This window comes from Pseudonocardia yunnanensis (genome assembly GCF_039534065.1).
Lineage (GTDB): Bacteria > Actinomycetota > Actinomycetes > Mycobacteriales > Pseudonocardiaceae > Pseudonocardia > Pseudonocardia yunnanensis.
Map to the genome: position 1 here is coordinate 20,015 of NZ_BAAAUS010000034.1, position 13,127 is coordinate 33,141.

Genomic DNA, 13,127 nt, shown 5'->3' on the forward strand with positions numbered 1-13,127 from the left:
GTGGGGGCGACTGCCAAGGCTGTCAAGGGTGCGGCGGCGGATCGTGTCGCGGCCGGTGCTGCGGCGACGGGTAAGACGGTCGCGGGGGCGACGACGGTCGCCGCGGGTACGACCGCTGCGGCTAAGACGACGGCTGCGGCGAAGTCGGCTGCGGCGAAGACCGTGGCGGCGAAGACGGCCGCGGCGGCTAAGACGGCCGCGGCGACTAAGACCGCGGCGGCGGCGAAGACCGCGGCGGCGACCAAGACGGCTGCGGCGGCGAAGACCGCGGCGGCGAAGACCGCGGCGGCGGGGAAGACGGCCGCGATGGCCAAGACGGCTACGGCGGGGAAGGCCGCGGGTGTGGTGCGGGGTGCCGAGTCGTCGCCGGCGGAGTGTGCGGCTGGGAGTGCTCGGGGTTGCACCGAGGCGGCGTTGTTGCGGTCGGGTGTGTCTTCGGTGGTGGGGTCGCGTGCTCCGCCGTCGGGTGAGGCCGACGACCGGTATTCAGGTCGGCTCGGTGAGCGGGAGTACGAGGATTCGGCGGAGCAGACCGAGCAGGTGCTCGAGGGCCGGATCAGGGTGGATCAGAGCAAGGCGGCGTTGGCGGCGGAGAAGAAGAAGGTTGCTTCGGGTGAGGTGACCAAGGCCGCGTATGCGAAGGATGAGAAGAAGCATCAGGATTTGGTGAAGCAGGTCGCTGCGGATCGCGCGGAGCTGTCGCCGGATCGGGTTGAGCTGGTTGATGAGGTTGTTGATGGGCATCGTGCGCTGACTGCTGGGGAGAAGCGGTTGGCGGCGGAGGAGAAGAAGGTCGCCGCGGGGACGGTGACGAAGAAGGCGCATGCGCAGAACGTTGCGAAGTTCGAGGCGCAGCGTGCTGAGGTGTATGAGGCCACCGATGAGTTGATGGCGGCGACCGATAACGATGTGTCGGGTTCGGTGCCGAGCCGTGTTCGTGGTGAGGGCTCGGCGGCGGGGTGTGGGTCGAGTGGGGCGTTCGTCGAGTGCGGCTCGGTGAGTAAGAGCGCCGATGGTGCGAAGGACTCTGATCGGTGTGTGGCGTTGGCCGGGGTGTCGTCCGGGTGTGGGGTGCAGACCTCGTCGGGTGAGTCCAAGGGTTCGGCGTCCTGCACTCTGACCGGGGCTGGGCAGGGCTGTGGCAGCAGCACGTCGAGCCGTGCGGAGGACGGCACTGTCAACACCGCGTCCGCGCGTTGCACGGGTGATGTGTCCGGGTGTGGGCAGAGCAGCCGCGCGACGCCGGAGGGGTCGGCGACCGCCTGCCGGACCGGCGCCGGGGCCTGCCAGGGGGACAGCAGCGGCCCGTCCCGGGAGGACGTGGACGCGCCGGCGACGGTGAAACGGGAGAAGACCGCGTCGGCGGCCTCGTGCACCGGTCGGTGCGACATGAACACCTATGCCGACTCCGGTGGGGCCGAGGCAGGGTGTGCGACCGGCGCTGGGGTGTGTGACACCTCCAGCTCGGGTGCGGCGACCGACCGGGCGGATGTCCGGCTCGCCTCCACCACCGCGGCACGGGAGACCACCGGGGCGCAGGACGCCGTGGAGGCACCGAGCAACGAGGTGAAGGGCGAGGACACCCGTCGGGCGAGCGCCACCGCGCACTGCGAGGCGGCTGCTGGGGGGTGCGGGACGTCCAGCTCCGTGGACGTCGGCGACCGTCGGTCGGACGACGGTGCGCAGGCGCGCGCTGAGACCCGGTGCGTCGAGGGGGCGACGGGCTGCACCGGCCGCGCGGCCTCCACCACCAGTGCGACCGATCGGGCCGACACCGAGCGTGCCGCGACCGGCACCGCGGCGGCTGCTGCCAAGCCGGCCGCGCCGGAGGCGACCACGACCGGCAGCGCGAACTGCACGGTGACGGGCGGGGGTTGCTCGTCGGAGTCCGGCTCGGGCCACGGCGGCACCGCCCGGAACCGGGATGCCGGTGGCGCGAGCACTGCGGCCGTCGCGCTCGACTGCGATGGCGCGGGTTGCACCGGGAACGGGCGGGCCGCCACCACCGGCACCGCGACGGGCCTTGCGGCCGGCGCCGAGCGCACGAGCAACGGTGAGGCCACCTGTGCGGCGGCCGGCGGGGACTGCGGGGCTGAGAGCGGCACCCGGGTCGGCAGCGCCACCGATGAGCGGGCCGCCGTCCGGTCGGCCTCTTTCGATGACGGCGCGCCGGGTGTCACGACCGACGGTGACGGTTTCGCTGCCAGCACGGCGAGTGCGAATGTCGACTGCGGGGATGGCGCGGCGTGCACGGGCAAGGCGGCTACGAAGACCAACGGCAAGGTCACCGGTGCGGTGGCTGCCGGTGCCAAGCCGGCGGTGCGGACCACGAGCGGCTCCTCGACGTGTGAGACCGCGGCCGGTACCTGTGGTGCCGAGTCGGTCTCCGAGGTCAGTGACACCGCCGCCCGTACCGAGGGCTTGCGGGCCGCTGTGGATGGCGCGCCCGGGCGGGAGCTGGCGGCGTCCAGCACGGCCGGGGCGCAGGCCGACTGCGCCGCCGCGGAGTGCCGCGGTGCCGCCGCCAGCACGACGACCGGGGCCGCCTCGGGTGACGTGGTCGGCGTGCGGGACAGCACGGCCACCACGAACTGCACGGTGCACGGCGCGGGCGGGAACTGCTCCACTGCTACGGACACGACGGTCGCCGACCGGGACCCCGCCGATGCCGCCGAGGGTGTGACCGCGGTGTCCGGACCGGTGAGCGTCTCCCACGCCTCGGCGCAGGTGCGCTGCGACGGCGCGGACGGCACCTGCGGTGGCACGGCGGTGGCCGAGACGAGCGCCCGGGACACGGCGGTGTCGCCGCAGGCTCGCGGCACCCGCGCGACCACGAACTGCACCGTCACGGACGGTGGGTGTGCCGGTGAGGCCACCTCGGCCGCGTCCTCCGCCCCGGACTTCGTGGTCACCGACCCCGAGACCGGGCTGCCGGTCGCGGGCCAGCCGACCAGCGGCCCGAGCTCGACGGCGTCGTCGAGCGCGAGCCTGCAGTGTGCGGACGCGGGTTGCTCGGGTGCGGTGAACACCAGCACCGAGGCCTGGGACGGCGCCGTCAACGGGGGAGCGCCGCGTGTCTCGACCGGTAGCGCGACCTGCGATGGCGGCACCGGCGGCTGCGACGTGCGGTCCGTGTCGACCGCCTCGACCGGGTCCGGTGCCGCGCTGGCGCTGGCCGGTGACCAACCGCAGGTGGACGCGAAGGGCGACCCGAAGCCCGTCAACACGTCGAGGCTGACCCCGGGACCGTCCGCGGCCTCGGCCGCCGGTGGGGCTCTGGCCTGTGAGGGTGAGACCCGCTGCGACGGGAAGGTAACCAGCAAGGCCACCGCGACCGATCCGTCGGTGTCGCCGGATCCCCGCGGTTCGCACAGCGAGGGCACCTGCGAGGGCGTCGCCGGCGGCGTCTGCCAGGCGGTGACGAACTCGGGCGCCTCATCCGGCCCGGACGCGAACATCATTGCGCCGCTGGTGCATGCCCGCTCGACCGCGAACGCCACGGTCAGCGAGGGCAGCATCGGGCCGTCCGACGAGTCGAGCCGGTCTGGTGACCAGCAGCAGGATGACCCGCAGCAGGGTGCCCCGGAGGGACAGGACCAGCCGGCGACGCTGCCGGCACCGGTGGCGCCGGGGTCGAGCGCGAACTCCGGTGGTCCGACCGTGCCGGGTGCGTCGAGCTGGACGATGGCCTCGGCCACCATGGACTGCGCCGGTGGCGGGATCACCTGCACCGGCACCGCACGGACGTCCGCGTCGGGTACCGATGGCCCGAACACGCTGAACGGGGCCGGCGGGGCGCGCGGTCCTCCGGCGACCGGCACCTCCAGCTCCAGCGGCAGCTGCACGAGTGACCAGAGCGGCTGCCATGTCCAGACCGACTCCTCTGCGGGGTCCGGCCAGGTCGTGGCCGACATCATCGCGGAGAAGCAGAACACCACCGCCGAGCAGCTGGCCACCCAGGCCGAGCAGGCGGAGCAGGCAGCCGCCGACGCCGCGCGTGTCGTCAGGCGAGCGGATGCCACCGACGAGCAGAAGAAGGCCGCCACCGACGCTGCCCAGGCAGCGATACAGGCACGCCAGGCCGCCACCGACGCCGCCGACCTGGCCGCACGGCCGGTCACGGACGCGCCGGCGACCCTGTCGCAGTCGGGCGCGAGCGCGCAGTGCGCCGGTATCGGGTGTGCTGCCGTCACGACCGGCGGCACGGACGGCACGCCGGGACGTGCGCAGACGACCGCGGGCTGCGCGGCCGCCGAGAGCGGCTGTCTGGTGAGCAGTGACGCGACCGCGTCCGCCCAGCGCGACTCCGGCCAGAGCACCGGCACGGGCAAGAACGCGAAGCCGATCCCGGGCGTCTCGGGTGCCGGTCAGGCCGCTTCGCAGATCGTCTGCCCGGAAGCCGGCTGCACCGGCTTCGCGACCGGGACCACGGCAGTCGCCTCCGGGCCGAACGGGCGGCAGAGCCGGAGCAGCGCCACCGGCGAGACCCGCTGCGTCGGCACCACCGCGTGCCAGGCGCAGATCCTCGCAACCACCGAGACCTCGACCACCGCGCCGGGCGCGAAGGCCGGCGAGCGGTTCGCCGTCACGTCCGCCTCGGTCACCGCGGCCTGCGACGACGGCACCGCGACCGGCTGTGCGACCCGCGCGTCGAGCGAGACCACGGCCGTCGGCGGCCCGGCGGTGCGCGCGAACTCCAGCGCGACCTGCGCGGCGGCCGGCGTCTGCCAGGTCGGCACCAGCGGGTACGCCGCGGACCGCGTCGCCCAGGTCAGTGCCGACTGCACCGGCATCGCGTGCCGCACCCACACCGAGGGCAGCGCACAGGCGGCCGCGCCGGGCGGCACCACCACGGCCACCTCCCGCACCGACTGCACGGCCGGGGCAGGCGGCCGGTGCACCGGCGCCAGCGGGGTGGGCGCCACCGCTGACGGGTCGGAGGCGTCCGCCGCGTGCCAGGGCGGCGATGGCTCGACCTGTCGGCAGAGCTACTCCTCGACGAGCAGCGCGAGCAGCCGAACCGCCGGGAACCGCGCCGCGGCGAACGCCCGATGCGGAGGCACGGGCGGGGCCGGCAGCGGATGGTGCGCCACGAGTGCGTCGGCACAGACCGACTCCGGCGGGGCGATCGCCGCGGCGGCGTGTCAGGGCAGCGCGGGTTCGAACTGCACTTATAGCTACCGGGCGAGCAGCTCTGCCTCCGGCGCGGCGGGCGGCGCGAGTGCCCGTGCGCACGCGTCCGGGTCGGGCTCGGGAACGGTCGGCGGCGGGTACGTCGCGACCAGCGCTGCGGTGTCGGTGCGGCCCGGCAGCGCGCAGGCCTCGGCGTCCTGCACCGGCAGCGCCGGCGTCAGCTGCAGCCACTCCTACAGTGCGCGGGCGTCCGCGTCGGCCGCGTACGGCGGCAACCGGGCGAGCGCGAGTGCGTCCGGCTCGGGCGGCGGCGGCACGGGCGCCGGTGGGGTGGCGGTGTCGGCGCACGCGTCGGCCGGTCCGGGGTATGCGACGGCGAGCGCGTCCTGTTCGGGTGCGGCCAACTGCGGCCATTCCTACAGTGCGCGGGCGTCCGCATCGGCCGCCTACGGAAGCAACCGTGCGTACGCGAACGCGTCGGGCTCCGGGGGCGGGGGCCAGGGCGGCGGTGGCGTGGCGGTGTCGGCGCACGCGTCGGCTGGTCCGGGGTATGCGACGGCGGGCGCGTCGTGTTCGGGTGCGGCGAACTGCCGCCATTCCTACAGTGCGCGGGCGTCCGCGTCGGCCGCCTACGGAAGCAACCGCGCGTATGCCAACGCGTCGGGCTCCGGGGGCGGGGGCCAGGGCGGCGGCGGGGTATCGGTGTCGGCGCAGGCGTCGGCGGGCCCCGGTTACGCGTCGGCGGGCGCGTCCTGTTCGGGCGCGGCGAACTGCCGCTACTCGTACTCGGCCAGTGCGTCGGGCTCGGCGTCCTATGACGACGGCACGCACCGCAGCTGGGCGCACGCCTCGGCGAGCGGTTCGGGCGGGGGCTCGGGCCCGGGTGGCGGCGGGCTGTCGGTGTGGGCGCAGGCCCGCGCCGGGAAGGGGTACGCGAACGCGTCGGCGGGCTGTTCGGGCGCGGCGAACTGTGCGGTGTCCTACTCCAGCCACGCCGAGGCGTCGAAGACGGTGGGTGGGCAGCACGGTGAGGCGTGGGCGAACTGCTCGGGTGGCGGTTCGGGCGGGTCGTGTGGCTCGTATGCCACGGTGGAGGTCGACGCCGAGCACGCGACGGCCCAGGCCGGGTGTTCGGGTACCGGGGCGTGCTCCACGCACTACGCGACGCGGTCGGCGTCGTCTGCGGCCGGCCCGGGAATCAGTGGCAACTCGGGCGGGAACTGTTCGGGCGGCGGTGCGTCGGGTGGGTTCTGTGGCACCGGTTCGACGGCGCACTACGACCCGAAGACCGGCAAGCTCGAGCTGACGTCGTACTGCGCGACCAAGGGCGGCTCCTGCAGCCGCTACGCGAACCTGGACATCGACGCGGCGTCGCCGAACGGGGAGCTGACCGGCAAGGGTCAGGTGCGCTGCTCGGGCGGGGTCGGCTCGTGCGGCATCGCGGGGGTGGCGAAGTACGAGCCGGCGGGCAAGGACGCGAAGGGCAACCCGGTCCCGCCGACGTTGGTGATCGGCACCGGCTGCGAGACCACGGGCGGCGGGTCGTGTACGCAGACCTCGCGCGCGGACGCGAAGATCGCCTCCCCGGACGGCAAGATCACCGGCACCGCGACGTCCCAGTGCGCCGGCACCACCGGCTGGTGCTCCACGGTCGTCGGCGGCGGGTTCGACCAGGAGGCCGGGCGGATCGACGCCTACGCCGACTGCACGGGGGGCGGCGCCGGCAAGTGCTCGAAGTCCGAGACGCACTTCACGGGTCAGGTGTCCGGGCCGGGGCAGGCCACGCCGGACGGCCCGACGAACGGCACGGTGTCGGGTGACGGCCGCGCCGACTGTGTGAAGACCTCGGGGGTGTGCTCGGTCTCCGGGGAGTTCAAGTACGTCCCGGCGGGCTATGAGAAGGACAAGGACGGCAAGCAGGTTCTCGTCCCGGCCCGGGTGAACGTGCAGACCAGCTGCTACCCGAAGGGTGCGGGGTGCAGCCAGGAGGCGCACGTCTCCGGCGAGGTGACGCAACAGAGCAAGGACGCGAAGCACACCGGGCGCGCCATCGCCGATTGCGCCGGCGCCGGTGGGACGTGCGCGCTGACCGGGTCGGTGGCCTACAACGCCGAGACCGGGCGGGTCGAGGCATTCACCGACTGCTCCGTTGCGGACGGCGCGGTGTGCTCGCGTTCGGAGACCCACACCGAGGCATGGGCGCAGTCGCCGGACGGCAAGGTGACCGGGACCGGCAAGTCCGACTGCGTGCAGCCGGGCGGGGGCGGGAGCTGCTCGTCGGTGTCGGTGGCCAAGTACCAGGCGGAGTACACGAAGTACCCCCCGAAGTGCACCAGCCCGAACGGATGTTTCCAGGCGCCCCCGACGACCGTTCCGGAGCAGGTGGCGTCCGGCGCCGGCTGCGAGGCAAGTGGTGCCGATGGTGGTGCCGCAGCGTGCAGCTACACCTTCTCGGCCACCGGGAAGCGGGAGGCCACCGGCGACGACGGCAGGTTGAGCGGCGCCGCCGGGGCCAACTGCTCCGACTCCGGTTCGACTGGATCCGGCGCGTGCTCGGTGGCGGCGAGCGTGAAGGTCAACGCCGAGCAGCACAAGGTCGATGTGGTGACCTGGTGCCAGGGCAGCGAGGGCATCAGCTGCTCGTACTCGGGGAAGGCGTCGGCGGATCACGAGTCGGGCAAGAGCAACGCCGCGTCGGGCAAGAGCTGCGGGCAGGCGAGTGCCGGTAGTTGCTCGTTGAGCGTGAGCGCCTTCGCCGCGGGTGGGGATCAGGAGCGGCAGGGTCAGGCCGTTGCCTCCGGATTCTGCGAGGACTCGAACAACTCCTGCTCCGGGGAGTTCCGCACACACGTCGACTCCAACCGCGACACCCTCGCGGACTGCCACTCATCCGGCAGCGGGTTGTGCTTCGGGTTCGCCACCCCGAAGACGGCCCGATCCGGGGGCGAGGTCGAGGACGGCGGCACCCTCTACCTGCACTCCAAGGCGCCGGGCCGGGAGGAGAACACGCAGTGCTCGAAGGCATCCCCGTGCGGCGAGGCGTGGGTCGAGGAGCTGGGCGGCAAGTACTCCGTCCTCGACGTCGAGACGAAGAAGTCCCCCGGAGGGTTCTTCAAGAACCTGGGCCGTGACGCCGGATCGGTCGTCGTGCACGCGGTGCCCGGGCTGGTCACCTCGGTCGGGACCGAGCTGAAGAGCTGGGTCACCGCGGAGGGACTGGGTGACGGACTCGGCGGGTATGCAGAGAAACGGCCGTTCACCGGTGGGATCGCCCAGGGTGCGGTCAACTTCTGGGACCGCTGGAGCGGTGGGGGGGACCCGGGCAAGGCCGGGGACGACTACTACTTCGCGCCGGTGTCGACGCTCCTCGAAGACGTGGGCACGGTGGCGCTCGTCGCGGCGGGGTCCGGGGCGATCATCAAGGGCGTCTCGTTGGGGGCCAAGGCGGCTGGTGCGCTGGCCGCGGACTCGGCCGCGACCACCGGGCTCCGTGGCGCGCTGACCTCCGCGGGCCGGATGGCCGAGCGCGCCGTGCCCAAGCTGGACGTCGCTGCCGCCAGGACGTTCCGGGTCGCCAACGCGACGGGCAACGTCGCCTTCGCCCCCTACAAGCTGAACTTCGCCGTCGGGCGGGCCGTCGTCGGCGGAGTCTCGAAGGGCGTGGTCGCACCGGCTGCACGGGCCGCGTCCGCCGGTTCCGCCGCCCTGCGCAACCGCGGCGTGGCGGCCGTCGAGAACGGCCGGCCCGCCGCCGGGATCTACCACATGGCCGGGGCGAGCACGCTCGGCCGCGTCGGGAGCGCGCTCGAGACCTCGGCCTACGCCGGCCGCGTGATCCAGCAGGGCGGGATCTTCGGTCGCACGATCCACGTCGGCTCCCTCCCGGAGCGTCTCACCGCCGCCCATCCCGTGCGCCTCTCCGGCCTGCTGAACACGGCGCGCGCCTACCGCACGCTGGACCTGCCCTTCGGCCGGACCGTCAGCGCCGAGGGGCTCGAGGCGGCCCGCCAGGGCGCGTCGGTCCGGGCCTGGGGCATCGACCTCCCCACCTCGCCCGGCCGACTGACCCCACTCGGCTACCTGGGCCACGAGACCGCCAACGCCGTTCGGCAGAACCGCGTCGCGAAGGCATACGACGTGGTCCTCGCCGACCAGGTCCTGCGCGGCGGGATCGCTCCCGTCAGGCCCGCCCTCGCGCCTGGCGCGGACGTCACCCCGGCACAGCGGTCCGGCAGCGAGCAGGTCGTCACTCGTGGCACCCCGATCGAGGAGCTGACGCCTGCTCAGCTCGGCGAGTTGAACCGCGGCGGCCGCGCGGAGCAGGACCCGCTTCCCGGCCGCTCCCCGCTGGCCGACGACGTCGCCAACTACCAGGGCGGGTCGCGCGACCCGCTGGTCGGCCAGGTCAACTCGGTTGGTCCGCGGGACCCGTTGGCGGGGGAAACCACTTCGATCGCTGCGCGGGGTCCGTTGGCGGGTGAGGTCAACTCGGTTGGTGGTCGGGACCCGCTGCTCGGTGAGGTCCGCTCGGTTGGTCCGCGGGATCCGTGGGCGGGTGAGACGAATTCGATCGCTGCGCGCAACTCGCTGACGGGTGAGGTCAACCCGGTCGGCGCGCGGGATCCGTTGACGGGTGAGGTCAACCCGGGTGGTGCGCGGGGTCCGGTGGCGGGTGAGGTCGGCTCGGTTGGTGGCCGGGACCCGCTGCTCGGTGAGGTCGGCTTGGTTGGTGCGCGGGATCCGTTGATGGGCGAGACCACTTCGATCGCTGCGCGGGGTCCGGTGGCAGGTGAGGTCAATGCGATCGGTGCGCGGGACCCGCTGCTCGGTGAGGTCGGCCTGGTCGGTGCGCGCGATCCGTTGATGGGCGAGACCACTTCGATCGCTGCGCGTAACTCGCTGCCCGGTGAGGTCAACTCGGTCGGTGCGCGGGGTCCGGTGGCGGGTGAGGTCGGCTCGGTCGGTGCGCGCGAACCGCTGACGGGCGAGGTCAACCCGACTGGTGCGGTGAACCCCCTGCTCGGCGACGCCCCGACCGTCAACGGCGGTGGTGCCAGGGCCCCGGCGACCGGCGACGTCGGGGCTGCACCCCGCGGCGGGGCGCGGGCCGGGCAGACCGCCGAGCAGCCCGGCTCGGCGCCGTCGGGCCAGGGGCCCGGAGGCGGAACCGCTCCGGGCCGGCCCGCGCCGAACCCGAGCCAGCCGGCGCCCCCGGCACAGGTGCCCACCGGCGAGCGGATCGGTAACGGGGCGCGGCCGAAGGGCTCGGGTGGGGCCGATCCGCTCCCGGGCCGACCCGGAACGAGCGGCGGGCCGCGCCCGCACATGGACGAGTCGGCACCAGAGCCGACACGAAACGGGCATCGGACCGACCTCGACCCGGCCGCGGACCACCTCGGCCTGTCGCCTCCGGAGAACGCGGCGACCTCCGTCCGGACCGGTGATCATGCCGGCCGCACGGATCAGGGCCCTGCCGCGCAGGGCACGCCGCAGGGCGGTCCGCGGACCGGCCTGGGCGAGACCCGACCGAACGACGTCACCCGCTCGACGAGCCGAGAGGAGCCACAGCCAGGAGCAGGCAACGACACGATCAACACGAACCGCACTCAGGGCACGGGAGCCACGAGCGCGACGACACCGGACACGGCCGGTAGCACCGCCGGCACGGTCAGGAGCACCTCCGGTCCCACGGGCACGCGCGGCGCCACGGCGTCCGAGCAGCCCACCCGGACGGATCCCGCACGCGCCGGTCAAGGCACGCCGCACGGCGAGCCGGTCCGGACCACGGGTGCGGGTGAGGGCACGGGGACACCGGCCCGGACGCAGGACGCGTCCGCGTCGGCGGTCGCCGAAGTCCGCTCCTTCTGGGACGGGCTCCGGTCCCTCACGGACGACGGTCTGCGGGCGCGGTACGACGAGCTCGCACGCCAGGTGCGTACGGACGAGCGCAAGATCGGCGAGGTCGTCACCGAGTGCACGGCGATCGCGTGTGAAGCCTCTCGACGGAACGGGAAGTCGCCTCATGACGAGCAGATAGCCGGTGCCCTCGCGATCGTCCGCGGGGACTTCCTGCAGATGATCACCGGTGAGGGCAAGTCACTCACCGGGTCCCTCGCATCCGTCGTCCGCAGCCTGGACGCGCGCGACGCCCTGGGCCGGCCGGTCGAGGGCAAGGGCGTGCAGTGGATGACGCTGAACCGCAGGCTCGTCCGCGAGGTGGTCGAGGAGCTCAAGCCGATCGCCGACCGGCTCGGCCTGACGGTCGGCGAGGTGCTGCCGGAGCGGTCGTTGCTGGGCAAGCGGGACGCCTACAACGCCGACATCTCCGTCGGCATGGTCAGCGAGTACCTGTTCGACGCGCTGCGCAGCCGGCGGGGCTTCGGCCGGCCGATCCACCAGGACCGCGGCGGGTTCCGACTGATCGACGAGGTCGACCTCGTCCTGCTCGACGAGGCGCTGACTCCGCACGTGCTGGCGACGGCGGGCAGGGGGCGCAAGGCGCCGCTGGCGGACCTGGCGTGGTCGGCCCGGGTCGCCTCGGTGCTGGAGCCGGAGCACTACACCGTGGGCCGCAAGGGCGTGCGGCTGAACGACGCCGGCCTCGACGTCATCCGGTCCATGGACGATGGCCGGAACCTGCGTTCGTGGCGCAACCGACCGCTGGTCCGGCGCGTCGAGAACGCCCTCATGCACGACCTGATCCTCAAGAAGGACGTCCACTACATCCGCGAGGGCGACGAGATCGTCATCGTCGACGAGCACGGTCAGCGGCTGGACGGCCGGCGCTGGAACGACGGGCTCCAGGAGGCGATCGAGTTCGCCGAGGGTGGCCCCTCCATGGTGGGCAGCCCGTCCCGGATGTCCGACTCGATCACCATCGCCGACTTCCTCGGTGACCGCCCGTTCGCCGGGATGACCGGCACGGCCGGTGGTGCCGCGGGTCGTGCCGCGTTCCTCGAGAACTACGGCAAGAACGTCGTCGAGATCCGGGCCCGGAGCGAGAAGCGGATCGACGCGACCGTGGGCTACCGGACCGCGAAGGAGAAGTGGGACGGCGTCTTCCAGGACGTCGTCGACACCATGCGGAACCAGCCCGACCGTCCGATCCTGGTGATGGCCGGGTCGATCCGCGAGGCGGAGCTGTTCTCCCTGCGCCTCGCCGCCGCCGGGATCGAGCACAACCTGATCACCGCCAAGACCCCGGTCAAGGTCGAGGACGAGTACATCGGCCGAGCCGGCAAGCGGGGCCAGGTCACGGTGGCCACGAACCGGGTCGGCCGGGGCGTCGACATCAAGCTCGGCGGCGACGTGGAGGCCCTCGCCCACCGGATCCTGGGGCGCGAGCACCCCGGCCTTTCCGCCCGGGACGGCGCCGCCTACCGAACCCGGCTCGACGAGGCCCGCGTCAAGGCCCGGACCCAGGTCGATGCGGAGCACGCCGCGCTCAACGAGGCCGGCGGCCTGCACGTCGTGCTCACCGAGTTCCCGGCGTCCTTGCGGATCGAGATGCAGGCACGGGGCCGGGCCGGGCGGCAGACCGACGAAGGCACCTCGACGCTGCACCGCTCGCTCGAGGACCCGATCCTGCAGCAGCCAGGGCGCGGCGAGTACGCCGCGACGACGCGCAGGGCCGAGGCCTTGGACGTCACGCTGGACGGCACCGCTGTGGACGCGCTGTTCAGCATGGCCCGTCACGAGGCCGAGCTCGTCGCCCGCCAGGAGCGGGGTGCGGGTGGTCCGGCCCGGGTCGCCACCGAGCGGTCCGGCTCGAGCCGCAACCGCCAGAGCGGCCCGCCGGCCCGCAGCGTGCTCGGCAAGCGCGCGGGGATCGACCTGGCGCTGCCCACCAACCCGGCCGGTATCGACCTGGCCCAGCTCGCCGCCGCCCGGCGTGGTGACGCAATCCCCGGGCTGACCGACCGGGAGAACGCGGCGCTGCAGATTCTTGCGCCGCGGGGTGTCGAGCACGCTCCTCAGTCGCGCAAGGCCGAGCG

General features: G+C 73.7%; 1 protein-coding gene (cut by a window edge). It reads left to right on the forward strand.

What is annotated here, in order from left to right; translation table 11 throughout:
• On the forward strand, positions 1–13,127 hold the 5' end (the start) of the coding sequence (locus ABD743_RS28960) for a preprotein translocase subunit SecA (protein WP_344725525.1). Its footprint extends 21,439 nt past the window's final position; only the first 13,127 of its 34,566 coding nucleotides appear in the window; its start codon is at positions 1–3; the stop codon falls past the right edge of the window.